Origin of the sequence: Salinimicrobium xinjiangense DSM 19287, from assembly GCF_000423585.1 — a bacterium.
GTDB lineage: Bacteria > Bacteroidota > Bacteroidia > Flavobacteriales > Flavobacteriaceae > Salinimicrobium > Salinimicrobium xinjiangense.
Map to the genome: position 1 here is coordinate 58,150 of NZ_AUIG01000002.1, position 22,425 is coordinate 80,574.

The window sequence follows — 22,425 nt, forward strand, 5'->3', positions numbered from 1 at the left end:
AAAATTAAACTAACAACCACAAGTAATGAGCAAAATTCCTCAATACGAACGACTCATACAGGAGCATAAAGAATTCCTTCAAACTCCAAACACACCTGTTGCCAAATCAAACGGAATTGTACAGCGGTATCAAAACCCGGTGATCACAGCAGCTCATGCTCCCCTGCACTGGAGGTATGATTTCAACGCTGCTACCAATCCGCTGGGACTTGAAAGAATTGGCGTAAATGCCACTTTTAACCCTGGAGCTATCAAGTGGAACAGAAAGTACGTGCTCGCAGTGAGAGTTGAAGGAAATGACCGCAAGTCATTCTTTGCAATGGCCGAAAGTCCCAATGGACTTGATAATTTCAAATTCTGGGACAAACCTGTTGAACTGCCGCAAACTGAAGAACCGGACACCAACGTCTACGACATGAGACTTACGCAGCATGACGACGGCTGGATCTACGGAGTCTTCTGTACAGAACGCAAAGATAAGACCAATCCCGATACCAGCGCAGCAGTTGCGAATGCCGGAATCGTGAGAACAAAAGACCTCCTGAATTGGGAAAGGCTGCCCGATCTCATCTCCACTTCAGGACAGCAGCGAAATGTGGTGATGCATCCGGAATTTGTAAATGGAAAATACGCTCTTTACACCCGTCCCCAGGATGGATTCATTGAGGTAGGCAAAGGCGGCGGAATCGGTCTTGGGTACATCACAGACATCACAAATCCTGTTTTGGAAGATGAAAAGATCATCAACCACAAGATCTATCACACCGTTTATGAATTGAAAAATGGTCTCGGACCTGCGCCCATAAAAACTGAAGAAGGCTGGCTGCATCTCGCCCATGGCGTAAGAAATACCGCCGGAGGCCTTCGCTATACGCTATATCTTTTTATGACCGCTCTTGACGATATCTCAAAAGTGATCTACCAGCCGGCCGGATATTTTATGGCTCCCAATTACGAGGAGACTGTTGGAGATGTTCCCAATGTTTTATTCGGAAACGGATGGATAAAAGATGAAGACGGAAAAGTATTTATTTATTACGCATCTTCAGACACCCGTTGCCATGTTGCGGTTTCTACCGTGGAAAAATTATTGGACTATGTGAAGAACACTCCTGCAGATGGTTTGACCTCAAGGGCATCGGTAAATGCGATCTTAGATCTTGTAAACAGGAACAAGGAATTGAAGTAATGGCAGATCACACAGCACAATTTAAGTCCGAGCTTTCCGAAGAACTGGAAAACATCCTGAAATACTGGAAGGATTTCAGCGTGGATGAAAGAAACGGCGGATTTGTCGGGCAAAGGGATCATTATAATAAGGAAGTGCCGGGTGCTTCCAAAGGTATCATTCTCAATACCCGCATCCTCTGGACTTTTTCGGCAGTTGCTTATCATAAAAATGAAAGAGAGGGCGAGCTGCGATCTTTAGCCGATCGTGCATACGGGTATCTAAAAAGGGCCTTTAAGGATGACATTTTCGGAGGGGTATTTTGGGAAGTTGATGCCGAAGGGAATCCCGTAAACAGAAGAAAGCAGATCTATGCTCAGGCTTTTGCCATTTATGCACTTTCAGAATATTATCTTCTTTCTGAAGTTGGAGAGGCCCGAGATTTTGCACTGGAATTATTTAATCTCATAGAAAAACATGCCCGGGAAAGGGAATTTAACGGCTATCTGGAAGCTTTTCAGGACGATTGGTCTCCAATTGAAGACATGCGGCTCAGCGAAAAGGACAGGAATTCAGCTAAAACCATGAACACTCATTTGCATGTGCTGGAGGCCTACACTACACTCTACAAAATCACAAAAGCTGAAGCAGTCAAAGAAGCTCTTGATAACCTGATCGAACTTTTCCTTGAGAAATTTTACGATCCCGAACAGCAGCATTTTCAGCTGTTTTTTGATAATCAGTGGAACCCGGAAGGGAAAGTTGTATCCTTTGGACACGATATAGAAGCAATCTGGCTTATGATCGAGGCTGCAAAGGCTTCAGGAGAAGAATCGTTGATCAGAAAAACAGAAGATATTGCCGTGCCCATTGCAAAGACTTTTCTTCAGGAAGCATATGTTCCCGGCAAAGGCGTGATCAATGATAAAGATCTTGATTCCGGAGCAACAGATACAGACCGGCATTGGTGGCCGCAGGCAGAAGCCATGGTCGGACTCGAATATGCATATCAAATTTCCGGAGAGGAAAAATTCAGAGATGCGCTCTATGATATCTGGAAATTCACCAGGGAAAATATTATCGACCACGAGAATGGCGAATGGTTCTTTAGAATAGACGAAAATTACCGACCTTACAAGCAGGAAGATAAACTGGGCATGTGGAAATGTCCTTACCACAACTCCCGTGCATGTATGGTTTTAACTAATAAAGCATAAAGAAGTGTGCAAAAAGAAGAACCACTTCTACTTTATGAAATATCAAAAATGTTTAACCTTCCAATTAAAGCTTTAATAATATGAAGAGAATATTCTTTTTAGCACTGGCTTCAGCAATTTTTCTCGCGTCCTGTGGCAGTGTGAAAGACGTAGAAAACAGACCTGCTCCAATTACTATAAAAGACGGGATCTTTTACAAAGGCAGTGAACCTTATTACTTTGTAGGTGCAAATTATTGGTACGGGCCACTTATAGGCGCCCGAAACATAGGAGACAGGGAAAGGCTTATTAAGGAGCTTGACCTTATGAAGAGCCATGGGATTGATAACCTAAGGATCCTTGTGGGTGCCGAAGGCGGTACTCAGGATTTTCAGGTAAAGCCTGCTTTGCAGCCAAAACAGGGAGAGTATAACGATGACCTGCTTGATGGTCTTGATTTTCTTTTAGCCGAAATGGCGAAAAGAGATATGTATGCTGTGCTCTACCTCAACAACAATTGGATATGGTCTGGCGGAATGTCGGCTTATCTCGAGTGGAACGGCTATGGCGAAGTGGCAAATCCTTTCCTGGAGAAATATTCCTGGGAAGATTATTTCCAGTACACCCAGCAATTCCACACTTGTACTCCTTGTCGGGAAGCTTTTATGGACCACGTGAAATTTATCATTGGCAGGACCAATGAGTACACCGGACTAAAATATACCGATGACACCACCATTATGTCATGGCAGGTGGCTAATGAGCCCCGTATTTTTACCGAAGAAGACAGGGAGCCATTTAGAGACTGGCTTGCGGAAGTAGTTGATCTTCTCGATCAATTAGATCCAAATACTCTTGTCTCTACAGGAGCTGAAGGAAAAGCCAGTTATCTGCAGGATCTAAATGAGTTTGAAAGTTTGCATTCCAGTCCCAAAATAGACTATTTGACCGCTCACATGTGGCCCAAGAACTGGGGATGGTATGATATTGAAGATGAAAAAGGAAGTCTGCAGGTTTCTATAAACAATGCCTACGACTATATAAATGAGCACGTGGAAGTAGCACAAAAGCTCAATAAGCCTATCGTTCTTTCAGAATTTGGTTTTCCGAGGGAAAAGGAAAGTCTGGCTTTAAGTGCATCCGTAGAGAACAGGGATGAATTCTATCAAGCTCTTTTTCAGAAACTGAAGGAGAGTTACGAGAACAAAGGACAATTGGCAGGAGCAAATTTCTGGGGCTTTGGCGGATTTGCCAGAACCGATCAGAAACGCGGAAAATGGGAAATAGGAGACGACTTCAGCGGAGATCCACCACAAGAACCACAGGGCTTGAACACTGTTTTTGCACAGGATGAATCTACGCTTCAACTGATCAAGAAATACAACGAAATAATAAATCCTGAAGCTGTTCAGAAATAATTTAGAAAAGAAATATCCAAAACAATGAAAAAAACCAGTTTATATTTTCTGCTGTTAGGTTCCGTCGTGTTCCTAAGCGGATTTTCCGGAAAACAAGATCGAAATATGAATCCCACACAATCTTTAAACGACAGTATAGAAGCAAAAATCGATTCGCTGTTGAACATCATGACCCTGGAAGAAAAAGCCGGGCAAATGAACCAATACAATGGTTTCTGGGAAGTGACCGGTCCTGCACCAAAAGACGGGGATGCTGCTTTGAAGTATGAACATCTTAGAAATGGCCGCGTAGGTTCTATGCTCACCGTTCGCGGAGTCGATCAGGTAAGGGCGGTTCAGGAAATTGTAGTTAATGAGTCAAGATTGGGAATTCCGCTTATCATTGGTTTTGATGTGATCCACGGATACAAAACACTTAGCCCGATTCCCCTTGCTGAAGCTGCCAGTTGGGACATTGAGGCCATAAGAAGATCGGCTGAAGTTGGTGCCGCAGAAGCTGCTGCCTCGGGGATCAACTGGACCTTTGCGCCCATGGTCGATATTTCAAGGGATGCCCGTTGGGGCCGTGTGATGGAAGGCGGAGGAGAAGATCCATACCTGGGGAGCAAGATCGCCGCTGCCAGAGTTAAAGGTTTCCAGGGAGAAGATCTTTCAGATCCATTAACAGTGGCTGCGACTGCAAAGCATTTTGCGGGTTATGGTTTTGCTGAAGCCGGCCGTGAATACAATAAGGCAGACATGGGAAATTCCACTTTGTACAACATGGTTTTGCCACCGTTTAAAGCTGCCGAAGAAGCCGGAGTAAGAACCTTTATGACCGGTTTTAATACGCTGGATGAGATCCCTGTAACCGGTAATGAGTTTATCCTCAGAGATATTCTAAAAGGAAAGTGGGGCTTCGACGGATTTGTAATTTCAGATTATGCTTCAATTGAAGAAATGGTTGTTCATGGATTCGTGAAAAATGAGAAAATGGCTGCCAAAAAAGCGGTTGAAGCCGGGGTAGACATGGATATGGAAGCCTATTCTTATGTAAACGAGATCGTGGGTCTTGTGAATGAAGGCAAGCTTGAAGAAGCCCTTGTTGATGATGCCGTGAGAAGAATTCTCCGGGTGAAATATGAGCTGGGTCTAATGGATGATCCCTACAGGTATCTTGACGCGCAAAGAGAAAAAGAGGTGATTGGAAATCCTGCACATCAGGAAGCTGTACTGGACATGGCTAAAAAGTCGATCGTCCTTCTGAAAAATGAAAGAAATCTACTTCCGCTGAAGAAAAGCGGACAAAATATAGCCTTGATTGGAGATCTTGCAGATGATAAGAACAGTCCGCTTGGAAGCTGGAGAATAGCTTCAGACGACAATACAGCCGTATCTGTACTTGAAGGGATGCAAAAGTATTCAGGGAATAAACTTAATTTCGTAAAGGGGGCTCAGCTGGTTGTAGGAAATGAGTCTTTTTTAACTGAAGTTCGATTCAACACTACAGACAAAAGCGGATTCCCTGCAGCCGTTAAGGCAGCGAAAAGTGCAGATGTAGTTGTAATTGTACTTGGAGAGCACGGATTCCAGAGTGGGGAAGGAAGAAGTCGTACAAACCTTGACCTTCCCGGCGTACAGCAGGAACTATTGGAGGAAGTTTATAAAGCCAATAAGAATGTAGTGCTGGTTTTGAATAACGGAAGACCTCTTGCTATTGATTGGGCCGCAGAAAATATTCCCGCCATCGTTGAGGCATGGCAGCTGGGTACACAGACAGGTAACGCTGTTGCGCAGGTACTTTATGGAGACTACAACCCCAGCGGAAAACTACCAATGACCTTTCCACGGAACATAGGTCAGACGCCTATTTACTACAACCATCAAAATACCGGCCGTCCCGAAGATCCCCAACCGGGAGCAGAAATGGTATGGTGGTCACATTATATGGATGTGGAAAATACGCCCCTCTATCCCTTTGGCTACGGGTTGAGCTATACTACTTTCAAGTATGACAATCTAAAGCTGAACAAAGACCAGTTCGAAATAGGAGAGGATGTGCAGGTTACTGTAGATATTACCAACACAGGAAATTACGACGGAAAGGAAGTTGTGCAGCTGTACATTCGTGATCTCTACGGAAGCACTGTAAGACCTGTAAGAGAACTTAAAGGTTTTGAATTGGTAGAGCTGAAGAAGGGTGAAAAAAGAACAGTGAATTTCACGCTGACTGAAGATGAGCTTGGTTTCTATAATAATCAGGGAGAATACCTGGTGGAACCGGGAGAATTTGAAGTTTTCGTCGGTGGTAATTCGGTAGAAACTCTGAAGACTTCTTTTACTTTGGGAGAAGAATAATCAAGGCGAATTCCTTACTTCCGGGAAAAATTCAAAATTTAAATACTCTTCAAAAATGTCATTTTTGAAGAGTATTTTTTTTTATTACACTCAAATTGAAAAGCAGAACTATTTCTGAATTTTTTCAAGAAAACTTGAGGCCGGTAAACCTGCTTCGTTAAAAATATTGGAAGTACCGGCGTTTTTCCAGGAGTAGCGGACTTCTACTGGATTTTCTATATTTTTCACATCCAGCTCCACAACGTTTTTCTTTATTTTCATTTCCACAGATTTGAACTCTCCATCCTCTCCGGCCACTTCAAACTGGGATACCGGGTTCTGTTTATCGAGTCTTAATTCTTCAGAATCTTTGAAATAGATCCGGAGTCTATTTCTCTTTTTTTCAACCCTCTCAAAAAGGGGAAAATAGGCAGCTGTTTTCTTTCCGTAGATTTCGTTTAGGGCGAGATTGGCGAAGCGTAAACCGACATCTTTCTTGTTGCGGGGATGAATATCTTCCAAGTCACCAATATCGCTGGTCATAACCATGCCTGTTTTTGGCATTTTAAGTACCCTTCGCTGGGCATCCCTCACTTTTACCCCGGCAAAGTTATCCCCGTAATCATAAGGAGCTATCTGAGCATAGTAAAAAGGCAATTCAGAATTCCATTTTTGGCGCCAGGAGTCTATCAGCGTTGAAAAGATCTGCTCATAGTGATCCGCATTATCGGTATTCGACTCTCCTTGATACCATAATACTCCGGCTATTTTCAAATTGGTGAGAGGGGCGATCATGGCGTTGTAAAGGGCGCCGGGTTTTCTGGGTCCCCATTCCACATCGGGTAACATTGCGGCTGCTTTACTAAGCTCCTCATTTTCCTCAATAACTTCCGCCGGCATCCACACTTCAGCCGGAGTTCCTCCCCAGCTGGAGTCGATCAATCCTATCGGAACATCGAGTTCGATGTTGAGCTTATTTCCGAAGAAATAGGCAACGGCGCTAAAGTGCTTCATGGTTTCAGGAGTACTTGCTACCCACTCCCCGCCCAGATCCTGCTGCGGAGTAGGAGCTGTTCTGTCGTGTACTGTGAAAAAGCGGATGTTGGGATTTTCTGCGCCGGCTATTGCTTCTTCTGCATTGTCTATTCCGGCAGCGGCAGTCCATTCCATGTTCGATTGCCCGCTTACCAGCCAAACCTCTCCCAAAAGCACATTTTTGAGCACAATGGTATTATAGCCGGTAATGGTCACCTCCTGTGGTTCCCGAAGGTTGGGCGTAGGCAGGAAAATTTCCCAGCTTCCGTTGTTGCCCGCTTTGGTCTGAATTGTGTCGGTACTCCAGCTGGTGGATATTTTCACAACCTCTCCGGGTTTTGCCCAGCCCCAGATCCTGGCTTCAGTATTTCGCTGAAGGACCATATCATTAGAAAAGATTGCAGGAAGGCTGACGTTGGAGAAGGCTTCTACAGTAGACATCAGGATGAGCAGGATTAGGTAGGTGAAAGGTTTCATTTTATTCAGGTTTAATAGGCAGGCTATTCCCGGTAGCTTATTTCGTTTTCAATAGGCTCTTGTAGTAATTTTTTCAAGCAGGTTAGGGTAAAATGTTTGGCCATTATTTTATACTGACCATCACCATCTGGCGGAATTTCCAGCCGGTCTCATCTCCGGTATTTCCCTGGGTTTGTTTCAGTAAAATTCCAATTACATCTTCTTTGGGATCTGCAAAATACTGGGTGTTGAAATAGCCGCCCCAGTCGAAAGTGTCTTCACTTCCCAAACCTCCGGTACGCACTCCTTCTTCGGTAAGAACAGAAAATGCCAACCCGTGATCTTTACTAGGATCCCCAATAAGCTCTTTTGCATGGTTCTTTAGGATGAGATCAACCGTCGTCCTGCTTAATATCATTTTTCCATTCAGTTCACCTCCATTCAGGTACATTTGAAGGAATCGGGCGTAATCTTCCGCGGTACTCGTGAGTCCTGCACCGCCGGAAAAGAACTTCTTTGCTCCTTTTACAGGATAATCTGGATCATAAAAAGTTACCGGAAAATTCTGCCATTCTCCGTTTTCCTTGTGCTGCACGGCAACAAGACGATCCTGCTTTTCATCTGACAGATAAAATTGTGTGTCCTCCATCCCCAGCGGCTCAAAGATCCTTTCCTGTAAAAACCCGTCAAATGGCTGACCTGAAATTACCTCAACAAAATAACCCAGCACATCAAGTCCTTCACTGTAATGCCATTCTTCACCCGGCACTGCGTATAAGGGTAATCCTGCTAACTTTTTTACGTTTTCTTCAATACTCACATTTTCTGTCGTGAACAGATCTACAATTCCCGCTTTAATATATATTTTTCTTATCCTGTCATCCGAATCTATCCTGCCATAGCCCAACCCGGAAGTATGGGTAAGCAACTGCCGAATGGTGATTTCCTTTCCTACCGTTTTTTTGGTATAGGTAGAATCTTTCTCATTGAAGGTTGCGATGAGCTGAGGATCCTTGAACTCAGGAATATATTTGGAGATGGGATCGTCCAGCCGGAATCTTCCTTCTTCCCACAGCATCATCACAGCAGTAGAGGTAATTGCCTTTGTTTGAGAGGCAATTCTAAAGATATCGTCCTTCTTCAACTCCCTGCCTTGGGCATTGGCAGTACCAAAGCTTTTGTGGTAAACGATTTGCCCATCTTTTGCTATCAAAGCTACAGCCCCCGGAATTTCTTTTTGTGCAATAGCCTCTTTGAGCATCTCATCAATCTTCTCCAGGCGCGCCTCACTCATTCCCACTTCCTCTGCGGAAGTTGCGGGAACAAGACCTGAACTGCCAGGATTTTGGGCAGATAACAAACTGGTCACCAGCAGGAGCAATAGAAAGAATTTAGTCTGGAACTTTATTCGTCGTAGCATTTGGTTGTTTTTATAAAATTAAATTACTGAAAAAACCATCTCCTAAACTCAGGAGAATTGGCGTATCAACTAAATAGAAATCTTCACCACAAATGCCTTCTCATTTACTGCTGTCGAAGGTGTAGTCATGTGCAGGCCCTCATCGAGAAGTTTATATTTTATGTCTCCCTGATAACCTAAAACTGAAACCGATCTTACGTTGGGAACATTTCCCCCCAGTACTTCTTTTGAAAAAGAATGCATGGTTACTTCCTTATTATTTCCCGGCCATCCCAGGAAAATTGCATAGATAGCATCACCTTTCTTTGTGTAGCGCACATCTTCTGCTGTGTAGGTCAGCTTGTCGAGGAACATCCCCGATCGTTCCTGTTTAGTAGGACCTTCACCATAAACTTCCCAGGTGCGCGTACCGTAAATTGCTTCGCCGTTGGTCTCCAGCCATTGTCCAATTTCCAGCAGAATATCCTGCTGGTCCTGCGGAATGATACCATTGGCTTTTGGAGAAACGTTCAGCATCAAAGCTCCGTTCTTGCTCACAATATCTGCCAGCAGATCGATGATCTCATCGGAAGTTTTTAAGCCAAGATCATTCGTGTAGCTCCAGCTACCCACAGAAACGGTTTCATCGGTAAGCCAGAATTCTTCAGTCTTGTCTTTCATCCGTCCTTTTTCAAGGTCTTCAAGACTTACAGATTTTGGAAGTTCTCCTTCCTTGTGAGTGATGACTACCTGCTTATTTTTTGCTTCAGCATGATTAAAATAATAAGCCACAAATTGCTTTTTTAAAGAGTCTGGTAATTTGTCCAATTTGCTGTCAAAATAGATGAGATCGGGGCTGTAGTTATCGATGACCTCTTTTAACTCTCCAAGCCAGTTCCTGTAAAACTGTTCCTGCGGAATGTTCCCGTACATGATTGAAAGCAAAGGATCTTCGGAAGCTGTTGGCAGATCAGGATTGTATGGGAAATAGGAGGTGTCATCCAACCATTTTGTAGAATCCTGTTGCGCGATCTGGAGATTCCTCGCCTTATGAAAAGTGGCAACAAACTTCATGTCCCGCTCCTTCAATGCTTTTTCAAGAGCTCCTAAAATGTCCTTTTTGGGACCCATGTCTACAGAGTTCCAGTGATTGATCTCGCTGTCCCAGTTGGACCAGCCGTCGTGATGAATGGCTACAATTCCGCCGAACTTAGCACCGGCTTTTTTCCAAAGTTCAGCCCATGCATCGGCATCAAATTCGTCCGCTTTAAACATCGGCACATAATCGTGATAACCGAATTCGGAATGTGGCCCGTAAGTTTCCACATGATGCCTGTACTCATCTGTACCTTCAATGTGCATGTTCCGCGGATACCAGTCGTTGGCATAAGCCGGAACCGATAGTATTCCCCAATGCGCATAGATCCCGAACTTGGCATCTTTGAACCATTCCGCAGTCTCGTCATATTTTGCCAGCGAATCCCAGTCGGCCACGTATTTCTCCTGCTGCGGCTCCACATTGCTTTCCTGCTGATTATTCTGGCCGCAAGCCAGAACGAGTGACAGGGAGAGGATCATTATGAATCTTAAATATTGCATATGATGTTTTTTCCGAAAGAATTGGTTTAAATCTCCTGAAAGAAGGGGTCTCAAAAATGTCATTTTTTGGACCCCTTGTTGAAACTCTTTTATTTTACCTGTACCGTTACTTCCTGAAGAATATTTCTGGAGGAATTACCTAATTTGAGAGTGTAAGTCCCCGGTTCTACAGTCCAATTATTATTTTCCATATTGTAATAAGCCAGCTCTTTCACAGGAACATCAATGGTCACAGTCTTTGTGGCACCTTTAGCTACGGTTGCTTTTTTAAATCCTTTAAGCTCCTGCGCAGCACGCTCTACTTTGGAATCTAATTTCGAAACATAAAGCTGCACCACTTCTTTTCCGTCGAAGTCTCCTGTATTCTTTACATCTACTGAAACCTGAATCGTTTCATCTCCTGCATAAGCTTCTTTTTTATCAAGCCTTGCATTGGAAAATTCAAAATCTGTATAGGAAAGTCCGTAGCCAAAAGGATACAAAGGTTCTACGTTTTTGGTATCAAACCATCTGTAGCCTACCAATATACCTTCATCGTAGGTTGCTGTTTCTCCTCCCGGGAAGCTATTGGTGGCATGTGCAGGAGAATCCTCCAGCTTTTTAGGCATCGTCCATGGCAGTTTTCCGGAAGGATTTACTGTACCAAGAAGAACATCTGCGAGGGCATTACCGCCTTCAGAACCATTGAACCAGCTCCACACAAGCGTTGAAGATTTCTGGCTGATGTCTTCAATATCAAAAGGAGCACCGGCGATCAGCACCACAATAGTATTAGGATTTGCCTGCATTACTTTCTCGATCAATTCCTGCTGTCCAAACGGCAGATCCAGGCTTGCCCTGTCTGAAGCTTCAGTCTCATAATCGCGGTTAGAGCCGGCAAAAATGATGGCAACATCAGAATTTTTTGCAGCATTAACGGCCTCTTCCAGCAGCTTTGGATCCAACTCATCGATGGTTACAGGTCCATCCAGTGTAATGTCTCCGAATTTAGCTCTTTCTGTTTTAGAGTAGCGCTCCAGGTAACCCTGAGCATGATTGATCTTTACTGATTCCGGTAGCCTGTTTTGAAGTCCTTCTAATGGGGTGACCTCACGTTTGGTTTTTACACCGGCTCCAAATCCTCCCAGTGCATTTTTCTTAGTGGCGTTGTCACCAATTACAGCAATGCTTTTTACCCCTTCCAGATTTAAAGGCAGCACATTTTTGTCGTTTTTGAGCAGCACGACAGATTCTGAAGCAATATTATAGGCTTCCTGAAAATGCTCTTCCGTATTTCTGGCACCTTTAGCGCGACCGGTAGAATCAATACTTTTGATGTTGTACATCAATCTCAACACCCGTCTTACATGCTTGTCCACTTCTTCTTCAGCAAGCTCACCAGATTTTACAGCAGCAATAAGAGGATCGGCAAAGTAGAATTCATTAAAAGGTCCGGGAGTTCCCATCTCCACATCGGCTCCGGCTTTTAAAGCTTTCACGGTGCTGTGAATAGCAGCCCAGTCTGAGATCACGATACCTTTAAAACCCCATTCATCGCGCAGCACGTTCTGCAGCATATATTCATTTTCATTGAGATAATCTCCGCGGAACCTATTGTAGGCGCCCATAACACTGTAAGCATGCGCATCTGTGATTGCCGCTTCAAAGGCAGGTAAGTAGATCTCTCTAAGCGTGCGTTCATCCATTTGCACATCTACGGTACCACGGTTGGTTTCCTGGTTATTTACAGCATAATGCTTGATACATGCCGCCACATCATGTTCCTGAACCCCCACAATGTAAGGCACGGTGATCTGTGTGTTTAGAAATGGATCTTCAGAGAAATATTCATAGGTACGGCCTCCCAGCGGAGTCCTGATGATATTAAAAGCAGGAGCCAGCAACACGTCTTTATTTCGCTCACGGGCCTCGGCACCTATAACACTTCCAAAAGTATGCGCCAGCTCAGGATTCCAGGTAGCTGATAGTCCGGCACCGGCAGGTAAATAAGTCGCAAAGTCGTTATCCCAACCTGCAGGAGCCCAGGAGTCACGCGAAATTTCTTCACGAATTCCCAAGGGTCCATCGGCCATTGTCAACTCAGGAATTCCCAGCCGCGGAACGCCAGATGTCGCAAACATACTGGTGCCATGTAGCATTCCTGCTTTTTCTTCAAGGGTCATTTGAGAGATCAATTTGGTGATCTCCTCCTCGTATTCCATACTCATGGGTTTCCCCACAAAAATGTCCTTTTCCTGCGTTTCTGTTTTTGTACCGGTCGTCGCCGATCCATCCTGACAACCTGTTAAAGCCATAAAGCTAACACCTAATGACAGCGCTAATAATTTGTTTCTCATAATATTTATTATTTCTGAATGCTTATTGTTTTGGTAAGCACGATTTTATCTGAAGCCCCGCCTACCTGAATTTCAATTTGTCCGTTTTCTAATTCGAATTCCTGTTTTTGAATATTCCAGTATTTCAGATCTTCGGCTTTAAGCGGAAGATCAACTGTTACCGATTTCCCGGCTGGTATTGAAATTCGCCGGAATCCCTTTAATTCTTTAATGGGTCTTTCTACTGAAGAATTTAAATGCTTTACATAAAGCTGAACTACTTCCTCGCCATCTATTTTTCCGGTGTTTCTAATTTTTACTTTTACTGTGGCAGTTTCACCATCCTGAAGCCTGTTTTTATTTACATGAAGATTTTCATAGCTGAAGTTCGTAAAGCTCAATCCGTGGCCAAAGGCATATAATGGATCTCCTTCAAAATACATGTAAGTCCTTCCATTCCTGATGTTGTAGTCCATTAACGGCGGCAGATCTGTAATACTTTTCACCCAGGTCTGCGTCAGTCTCCCCGCCGGATTATAGTCTCCAAAAAGCACGTCTGCCAGGCCATTACCTAATTCCTGACTGTTCTGCGTCATGTGCACAATAGCAGGAACATTTTCCTGTGTCCAGTTAATCGCGTAGGGAAAAGTGCTGATGAGCACCGCTATAGTTTTCGGATTCGCCTGGTGCACCACTTTGATGAGATCTTCCTGTTCCAGTTCCATGCTTTGACGATCAACAGATTCCTTTCCTTCGCTGGGCACGGGGCAATTTGCCCAGCCTGCGTCACAAACAGGGTGATTCCCCACAAGAACAATGGCTACGTCTGCTTTTGCTGCTATTTCTGCCGCTTTTCCGTCAGCATTGTTTTTTGCTATTAATATTTCCACATTTTCTCCCACTTTATTTCGGATTCCTTCCAGCGGAGTCACCCTGTACGGCGGGGTACCACTGTACCAGTCCAGCAAAACTTCATCTGCTCTTTTTCCTATAATTGCAATAGATTTTATTTTGTTTTTATTGAGTGGCAAAAGCCCCTCTTCTGTATCATTTTTCAGCAGTACAATAGATTTGCGGGTGGCTTCGAGTGCCAGCGTTTTATGAGCTTCAGTGGTCCAGGGATCTATAGTGTCTTTTCCGGAGCCAATTTTTGTATACGGATTCTCTTCCGAAGGATCCAGCATGCCCAGCTTTAGCATAACACGGTAATTTCCGCGCAGCACTTCATCAATGTCGGCTTCGGTTAGATAGCCATTGGAGATTGCGCCGTAAACGGCTTCGGTGTATTCATCAAGAAACTGATTTATTCCCGCTTTGATCACTGCAGCAGCTCCCAGGTATTTGTCTTCGTAATACTTGTGATCTGAAAGCAACAGCTTGAAAGCTCCTCCGTCGGTGCAAATGATCCCATTCTGTCCCCATTCATTTACTGTGATTTCTTTGAGCATGGGATGTACGGTGGCGGGGATCCCGTTCACTTTATTGTAAGCGGCCATGTACGCCCGGGAACCACCTTCCAAAATGCCCTTTTTGAAGGGTAAGGCGTAATATTCTCTCCACAATCGCTCATCAAAATCTGATGAGGTGTAGGTACGACCGTCTTCGTTGGAATTCGCAAGGAAGTGCTTCATCAAAGAAGCCGTTTGCCAGTAATTAGGATCATCACCCTGCAGGCCTTTGACAAAAGCCACTGTTAACTCACCTGCCAAAAATGCGTCTTCTCCGTAACTTTCTTCGGTGCGGCCCCAGCGTGGATCCCGTGCAAGATCTGCATTTGGCGCCCTTACTACGAGTCCGCCGTGGTTGTATTTCTGAAATGCGTATCGTGTCTCCAGACCTTCAGCTGCGGCTACTTTTTGGATCAATTCTCTGTCCCAGGTTTCCCCGAGTCCGTAGGCCTGCGGAAATGTTGTAGTTACCTGTACCTCTCTGTTCCGGCCTTCCCATCCTGCAGGTCCGCCAAGGGCAAGTCCGTGCAGTCCTTCAACGTGTCCTGTTCCTTTGACACCCAGCCGGGGAACAGAAGGATTCGTACTTAAGGCACTTATCTTTTCATCGAGCGTCATTACAGACAGCAGGTTGTCGATACGTGCTTCAGTGTCCAGAGAAGGATCCTGAAAAGGATATTCAAAAGTTTGCTGTGCCCAAAGCGGCAGTGCCGAAAAGAATGTAACAATGTAAAACAGATATTTTTTCATGTTTTAATATTTTCAGAAGCAGCGATTACAGCTTTTTAAATCTTATCGCTGTGCCTCCACTTTCACCCAAGCTCAGCGTGAGCTTATCGGCCGCAGTTACTTCTTTTTTGCTTATTGCAACTTCCATTGGATTATTCTGATATCCGGTTCCTTTCGCATCGGCATAGATCTGGGCTTCATAAGTTGCCTCTTCATCTAAAAATGAGAGGTCGATCTCCAGATCCCGACTTTCTTCATTCGTAATGCTTCCCAAATACCAGTCATCGCTATCGAGATCTTTTCTCACAGTAGTGATATATTCTCCAATCTCTCCATTCAGGATTTTTGTGTCCTCCCAGTTCACAGGCACATCAAGCAGGAACTGAAAAGCCGGTTTATCAACATAATTTTCGGGCAGGTCGGCAAACATCTGGACAGGAGAAAAGACCGTTACCAAAAGCGCGAGTTGCTTGGCTGTGGTGGAATGTACATTCCTGCCGGGATACCCCTGACTGATCTCCACATCGAAAATTCCGGCGGTAAAATCCATCGGCCCTGCCAAAAAGCGGGTAAATGGAAGAATGGTCACATGGTCCGGAGGATTTCCTTCACTCCAGGCGTTGTATTCAATTCCGCGGGCGCCTTCACGGGCCATCATGTGCGGATATGTTCTGCGCTCACCGGTATCCTTTATAGGTTCATGGAAGAAAACGGTAAGTTTATGTTCGGCCGCTTTTTCGAGGATATACCTGAAGTACCTTACACCAAACTGCCCGTGATGCCACTCTTTCATATTGAGTTTCGAACCTACATGGCCAATTTTTACATCATTAACCCCCATTTCATTATAAAGAGCAAACGCGCTGTCTACCTGTTTCAGGTAGTTGTCTATATTGGAACCGGTTTCGTGGTACCCCACAATTCGCACCCCATTTTCGGCAGCATAGTCGGTTACTTCTTTGAGATCAAAATCATCTGTTGATTGTGTAAAATTAAACTGGTGCATTGCATTTTTGTACCAGTCCGGGGTCCAGCCTTTATTCCAGCCTTCAATCAGCAGATGGTCAACTCCCAGTTGTTTTGCATAATCGATGTGTTCTTTAGCATTTTCGGTAGATGCCCCGTGATTAGGGCCTTCCCAAAAAGTGTATTTTCCAATGTGCATTCCCCACCAGATTCCAATGTATTTATAGGGTTCTATCCAGCTGGTATCTTCAATTTTATTTGGTTCGTTAAGGTTGAGGATGAGGTAGGAAGTTATGAGATCCTTTGGCTCCTCTCCGATCTGCAGAGTTCTCCACGGCGTAGTAAAGGAATCTGTGGTGCGGACTTTCACTCCGTCGGCCCACGGCACAAGATCAATTTTAAGTTCAGTTCCTTCTTGCGGAAATAAGGTATAGCTGGCAAAATCGGTGAGATTTGCCTCATGGAAACTCAGTGCCAGTCCATTTTCACTTTGAATGGTGAGCGGCGTATGTATAGTATCCAGTTCGCTTACCGGAGAAGCTTCATACAAATTTTCATAACGTTGTTCATGATAGGCAGGGATCCACCAGGCTTTCCCATCTTGTTTAAGGTTGAAGGTGGTGAGCTCATCCATTATAAAAATGCTGTCCTTAATTCCCTGCTCCGGAAAAATGTATCTGAAGGCTACGCCATCATCAAAAGCGCGGAACTGCACCTGCAGTTTCCTTTGCTTTCCGGATTTCTCCTGAAGGTTCACCAGCAGCTCATTATAGTGGTTCCTGATCTCTGCCTTTTCTCCCCAAACCTGTTCCCAGGTTTCATCCTTTGAGCTTTCTTCTACTCCGGTTATCTCAAAATTATTTCCAAGGGTGTCGTTGTCTTTAAAAACGAATCCCATTACTGAAGGAGTGATAATTTCTGTCTCCCCCCGGCTAACAGAATATCTCGGACTGTTATTGGCAAGTTCGAATTTTATTTTGTTCTGCCCGTCGGGAGAACTTAGCTCGTGTACCTGCGCAGTTTCCTGGTCACAGGAAAAAATCGAAAGGAACAATGCGGGAAATAATATTAATCTGCTGATCATTTTATATTGCTTAAATTTTTTTAATTGACTGAATAGCTTCTCTTAACTTGTAATTGTTGGCTTAGCTGTCAGTTCTTTATTTTTTTTACATCAAATTTCTGTTTCTATTTTCTGCTATAGTTGTGGCTATTAGTCTTTGGATCGGGTTTATAAAGCTCAGTCATCTCCAATTAACTTATTAACCAATCACTAATAACCATTAACTTTTAACCATTAATTCTTTATTTCTTCCATTCGGTTTTAAAAGAAGTCTTGCCGTTCAGCGGGTTCTCCGAAACTTCAAAGGAATTTCCCTTTTTTGACACCTTTATAATTTCAGCTTTTTCTCCTTCGGGCAGATATACTTTTCCGGTTGCAGAATTGACGTTGTCACTAGCAAAAACCTTCAGCTGAATATTTTTCCAATCCATGTCCTGAGTTGACTGTGCGAGTCTGATATGCGGGATCACTGCTCCGTCTTTTACCAGAGCGACAATGGGTACGTCACCAGCCTTTATTGTATGCCAGCCGCTGTCGTAAACCTTTCCGGATTGATAGTCGATCCATCTTCCGGGAGGAAGATATACATCGCGCTCTGTGGTTGCTTCAAAAAGTGGCGCCACCAGCATGTCCGATCCAAATAAATATTGATCATCAATTAACCAGGAACCGGGATCATTGGGGAACTCAACAAAGAGCGCACGCATCATTGGCAGTCCCTGTTCTGAGCTCTCCTTTGCCTGAGCATAGATGTAAGGCATCAATTCATACCTCATGTTGTCTGCTTTTCTGAAAGCCTCTAAGAAGCTTTCATTGTAAAGCCATGGTTCTGTAGGTGGTTCCCCGTGGCTTCTCACATGAGAAGAAAGCATTCCGAAGGGAGTCCAGCGGCGATAAAGATCTTCGGGGGCGGCAGTTACGAAGCCGCCAACATCATGGCTCCAGAAGGTAAATCCGCTTAGACCTAAAGAAAGTCCGCCGCGCAAAGTTGCCGACATGGCGGTATTGGTCGTAGCAGCATCGCCACCCCAATGTAACGGGTAACGCTGACTACCAGCCCAGGTACTTCTTGCCCAGATTAGGGAGTAGCCTTTTTCTTTTTTAGTCAATTCGGCCACCGCCTTGTTATAACGCAACGGATACAGGTTGTGCTCGTAAAAGCCGGTGCGACCGGAATGATATAATCCGTTTGCGGGGGCTGCTTCTCCAAAATCCACTTTGAAAACCCCAACTCCCTGGTCAAATAAATGTTTCAGTTTTCCCTGATACCAGGTCACTGTTTCGGGATTCGAAAAGTCGAGAACAGCATCTTCAAAAGAAATGTTGCCTTTGCGATCTTTAACCGCAAGACCTTGTTCGACTATCTCGTTAAAAAGGGTGTTTTCCGGAGTAAAATATGGCAGCTGCCATAGCGAAACATGAAAGCCATCTTCTTTCATGTCTTTCATCATATCCACGGGATCTTCAAAACGATCGGCTGCAAATTCGTAGTTATTCCTCCAGTCCACATCAAACCAGCCGGTATCAAAATGTATCACGTCACTCGGGATCTTATACTTCCGCAGATTTGCTGCAATCTCACGACCTTCTTTTTCAGAAAAATAGGTGATACGACTCATCCAGAAACCGAAGGACCATAGTGGCGGCATTTCAGATTTTCCTGTGAGGTCGGTGTATTCATCAAGAATGTCTTTTGGTTCACCGAGGAAGAAGAATAGATCGGCAACATCATTCCCCAGCATCATGTTATTGGCAGCGTTGAAGTATTTTCCGAAGTCAACGGTAATTGGAGAAGAAGTGTGCATGAAAACACCATAACCGCGGCTACTCATATAGAACGGAATGGGCTTATACATAGTTTCATTCTGAACCCCGTTCGCATCATCTACCCAAAGCACCACTTTTTGGCCGCGCTTATTGAACTGGGTAAAAGATTCTCCGAGTCCGAAGATCTTTTCTCCCGGTTCAAGGCTCAAAACGGCAGCCATGCTTCGGGAGTAATCGCTGTTTCTTCGTACATAGGAGAAAGGCAGCACGGGAGTGTAAGTATTTGTGACATCGCTGCTGTGCAGCGTGCTGGTAAGTAATTTCCCTTTCCCGTCATAAAGCTTAACATGCCAGGGTTTAGAAAGAATTTCTACTCTTCCATATTGATTAGAATAGCTATGGCCACCGTCGATCTTTGAATATTTCCAAAGTTCGGGGCGATTTGGCGCAATTCCATCGATAAGCATTAGCGACTCTTCCTGCTTGTGGAACTGTGGGCCCGAAGCCATTTTTATCCGTACAGTCCTGTCAGAAACAAATTGTATCTCAAAAGGTAATTCGGGAGAAACTTCATACTCTGTGGTGGGAAATTCATTGGCTTCAACAGGAACAGGCCGCATAAGCATGTTGTTAAAAGCCTGCCGGGTCTGATAATCGTTCCGTAGATATTTTACAGTTCCTTTTCCGGTTTTGGGATCAAAATTTACCAGTTCATCGGCAAAATAAAAGGTGTTATTGTAATCGACAAAATCTTTACTGATGTCTACCGGAGTGTTAAGGATATCGACTTCCTGAAGCTGCGCATTGGCACCTGTACTTCCTAAAACTGCCAGGGCAAGAGCAAGTCCCAGCTTATGTAACCAGCCGTTTTTCATTTTTGTAGTATTATAATTAGGGGAATCATTTCTATTCTAAATTTATTGTTGTGGTTGCCTGTTGGAGACCATCTGCCGTGGCGGACAATTCCACGGGACCGGCTTCTTTTCCGGCGCGGATGACCACCAGAACTTTCCCATTTAAAGCTGAATGTGAGATTCCTTTAAAGGACTCATGGCTGGTAGGATCGCCGCTCCCAACTGCTTCTATTTTTCCGCCGCCTTTAACTTCAAAATGAACAACATTGTTAGCTCTGGGAGCAAGGGTGCCATTTTCATCTGTAATAGTCACAGTCACGAATGAAAGGTCCTGCCCATCTGCTTTAATTGTAGTCCTGTCTGGTTGCAGGGCCAGTTTTGCAGGTGCTCCGGCGGTTCTGACTTCTTTCTCAAGAACTACCTGTCCGTCCTTTCTGGAAACAGCCCTCAAAATACCCTTTTTGAAGGGGAAGCGCCACATGACGTGCAGGTCATCTCCTTCTTTGCTCTTCACACCCTGTGATTCTCCATTAAGGAAAAGCTCTACTTCATCTGCATTGTTGTAATACGCCCAGACATCCACAATTTGCCCTTCCTCCCAATTCCAGTGTGGCAGGATATGCAGCACATCTTCTGTGGTCCATTCACTTTTGTACATGTAGTAGGAATCCTTCGGAAATCCTGCGAGATCGACAATTCCGAAGTATGAACTTCTGGAGGGCCAGCCGTAGGGCGTGGGTTCTCCGAGGTAATCAAAGCCTGTCCAAATGTAAAATCCTGAAAGGAAATCGTGCTTTTTAATGACTTTCCAGGTCGCTTCATGAGTAGAGCCCCAGGGCGTTCTCACCTGATCAAAAGCTGAAATTGTATTATCCGGATTCCCGCCATCAAAAGGAATATCCCAGCGCACCGGCCAAATCTTGACAGTGTCTGAAGGAAATTCGTAGTAACCTCTCTTGGCCAGAGCCGAAGTAGTTTCAGTGGCTATAAAAGGTGTGTTTGGGAAATTCACCTGATGCTTAGGCCAGGTTTGATGTGCATAATTGTAGCCAATAAGATCCAAAGCTCCGGAACCTGCAAGCGCATTAGGTTGTTGCGGTTCATCAAATTGTAAGGTAACATCATCTTCGCTGGTATGGATCGGCGGATTCATTCCGGCGGTAACAGGGCGTGTGGGATCCACTTCTTTGGTGATTCGGGCCAGTTCCGTGCCAATTTCTGCACCGCGATCACTCCATTGCTCCGGTACCTCATTCCCGATGCTCCAGATAAATATACTGGGATGATTACGGTCGCGCAGGATCATATCCCTCATGTCCCGCTCATGCCATCCCTGCCAGTAATTGCTGTAATCATTTTCAGTTTTGGCTCTTTCCCACATGTCAAAGGACTCAGCCATCACGATGAAGCCCATTTTGTCTGTTAGTTCCAGAAGTTCGGGAGCCGGCGGGTTATGAGCGGTTCTAATTCCGTTGACACCCATTTCCTTCATGATCTCCAGCTGTCGTTCAATGGCTCTTTTGTTTACGGCGGCACCTAAAGGTCCAAGATCATGATGGTTGTTTACACCCTTGATCTTCACCTGTTCGCCATTCAGAAGAAACCCTCTTTCCAGATCAAACCTGAAATCCCTGATCCCAAATTGCGTAATGTATTCGTCGACTATTTCCCCGTCTACCTTTATTCTTGTTACTGCGGAATAGAGCTGCGGATCATCTACCGACCACAATTGAGGCTGATTAACCTGTATCTGCTGAGTAATTCCTGAAGTGTCCTGCGCCTGAATCTCAAATTCTGAAACAGTTGAATTAACCTCCTGATCATTATAAACCAAAGAGGTCTCTAAAATGCCATTTTTGGCACCGCTGTATTTGTTTGCCATTCTCACCTCAACCTGAACCAAAGCACTGTCTTTGCTCACGTTTGGCGTAGTAACAAAAGTTCCCCATAGAGGCACGTGCAATTTATCTGTTTGGGTAAGCCAAACATTTCTGTAAATTCCCGAACCTGAATACCAGCGGGAATTCGGCTGATCTGAATTATCAACCTTTACCAGGATTTCATTCGGTTCATCCCCGTAGTTGAGATAAGGAGTGAGATCATATTGAAAGCCGATGTAGCCGTTAGGCCTGCTGCCGAGGTAATTTCCGTTGATCCAGACTTCACTGTTCTGGTAAACTCCGTCAAAAGTTACGGCAGTTAGTTTTGTACTGTCGCTTTCTTCGACTTTGAAGGTTTTTTTGTACCAGCCTAAACCGCCGGGCAAAGCTCCACCACCAACTCCTGCAGGATGATTGGGACTAAATTCTCCTTCTATGCTCCAGTCATGAGGAAGATTGATGGTTCTCCAATCGGCTTCAGGAGAAGTCATTTTTAAAGAATCTTCCAGAACGAACTGCCAGTTTTCATTGAAGGAAGCTTTTCTTTCAGTTTTAAAACTTTCAGTCTCAATACCTTCAGGAGTAGTAGTTTTACAGGAATACAGAAAATTCAGAAGAAGAAATAAGGCTGGAAAAAGGAATCTCTTTTTATTCATGAGAATTCATATAAGCTAAGGCCTTTTGAAAAATTAGAGGCCAGAAATTTTAATACCCGAAGCGATTAAATCGGATCTTATTTTAGTCACTCAATTAGTACATGAGAATTTCCCTCAAAAGCAGTTACACCCGAAGCTAAACCAATAACATACCTGATAA

The 22,425-nt window shown here is 44.4% G+C and carries 12 protein-coding genes; 4 read left to right on the forward strand and 8 right to left on the reverse strand.

The features are described 5' to 3' along the window. Window positions 1-25 precede the first annotated feature (25 nt). The 4 genes from G564_RS0102435 (at window position 26) to bglX (ending at window position 6,119) form a co-directional block, all read left to right on the forward strand. Window positions 26-1,189: a glycoside hydrolase family 130 protein gene (locus tag G564_RS0102435; RefSeq protein ID WP_029036257.1), complete on the forward strand. Its 1,164-nt coding sequence runs from the start codon at window positions 26-28 to the stop codon at window positions 1,187-1,189. Beyond that, window positions 1,189-2,385, forward strand: a complete 1,197-nt coding sequence (locus G564_RS0102440) for an AGE family epimerase/isomerase (RefSeq protein ID WP_029036258.1) — start codon at window positions 1,189-1,191, stop codon at window positions 2,383-2,385. The genes G564_RS0102435 and G564_RS0102440 overlap by 1 nt, the downstream gene beginning before the upstream one ends. Before the next feature lie 80 nt (window positions 2,386-2,465). Then, a complete protein-coding gene (locus tag G564_RS0102445) occupies window positions 2,466-3,782 on the forward strand; it encodes a glycoside hydrolase 5 family protein (RefSeq protein WP_029036259.1) in 1,317 nt (438 codons plus the stop codon). Between the two features lie 24 nt (window positions 3,783-3,806). Further along, the gene (gene bglX / locus G564_RS0102450; protein ID WP_029036260.1) at window positions 3,807-6,119 is read left to right on the forward strand and encodes a beta-glucosidase BglX; all 2,313 of its coding nucleotides are present in this window, start codon (window positions 3,807-3,809) and stop codon (window positions 6,117-6,119) included. Between the two features lie 108 nt (window positions 6,120-6,227). On the opposite strand, the gene G564_RS0102455 is transcribed toward bglX, so the two are convergent. From G564_RS0102455 to galB, 8 genes are all read right to left on the reverse strand, one after another. Further along, on the reverse strand, window positions 6,228-7,610 hold the full coding sequence (locus tag G564_RS0102455; protein WP_029036261.1) for a sialate O-acetylesterase: 1,383 nt from the start codon (window positions 7,608-7,610) through the stop codon (window positions 6,228-6,230). A gap of 103 nt (window positions 7,611-7,713) precedes the next feature. Continuing rightward, the gene (locus G564_RS0102460) at window positions 7,714-9,009 is read right to left on the reverse strand and encodes a serine hydrolase domain-containing protein (protein WP_051205264.1); all 1,296 of its coding nucleotides are present in this window, start codon (window positions 9,007-9,009) and stop codon (window positions 7,714-7,716) included. Window positions 9,010-9,078: 69 nt separating this feature from the next. Beyond that, a complete protein-coding gene (locus tag G564_RS0102465; RefSeq protein WP_029036263.1) occupies window positions 9,079-10,587 on the reverse strand; it encodes an alpha-L-fucosidase in 1,509 nt (502 codons plus the stop codon). 89 nt (window positions 10,588-10,676) lie between these two features. Continuing rightward, on the reverse strand, window positions 10,677-12,923 hold the full coding sequence (locus G564_RS0102470) for a glycoside hydrolase family 3 C-terminal domain-containing protein (protein WP_029036264.1): 2,247 nt from the start codon (window positions 12,921-12,923) through the stop codon (window positions 10,677-10,679). 8 nt (window positions 12,924-12,931) lie between these two features. After that, the gene (locus G564_RS0102475) at window positions 12,932-15,100 is read right to left on the reverse strand and encodes a glycoside hydrolase family 3 C-terminal domain-containing protein (protein WP_029036265.1); all 2,169 of its coding nucleotides are present in this window, start codon (window positions 15,098-15,100) and stop codon (window positions 12,932-12,934) included. Window positions 15,101-15,125: 25 nt separating this feature from the next. Continuing rightward, window positions 15,126-17,129: a glycoside hydrolase family 97 protein gene (locus G564_RS0102480; protein WP_029036266.1), complete on the reverse strand. Its 2,004-nt coding sequence runs from the start codon at window positions 17,127-17,129 to the stop codon at window positions 15,126-15,128. 221 nt (window positions 17,130-17,350) lie between these two features. Beyond that, a complete protein-coding gene (locus G564_RS0102485) occupies window positions 17,351-19,750 on the reverse strand; it encodes a glycoside hydrolase family 31 protein (protein WP_029036267.1) in 2,400 nt (799 codons plus the stop codon). A 31-nt stretch (window positions 19,751-19,781) separates the two neighbouring features. Further along, window positions 19,782-22,265 carry a beta-galactosidase GalB gene (gene galB, locus G564_RS0102490; RefSeq protein WP_029036268.1) on the reverse strand — a complete coding sequence of 828 codons (2,484 nt, stop codon included), beginning with the start codon at window positions 22,263-22,265 and terminating at the stop codon, window positions 19,782-19,784. Window positions 22,266-22,425: the final 160 nt, after the last annotated feature.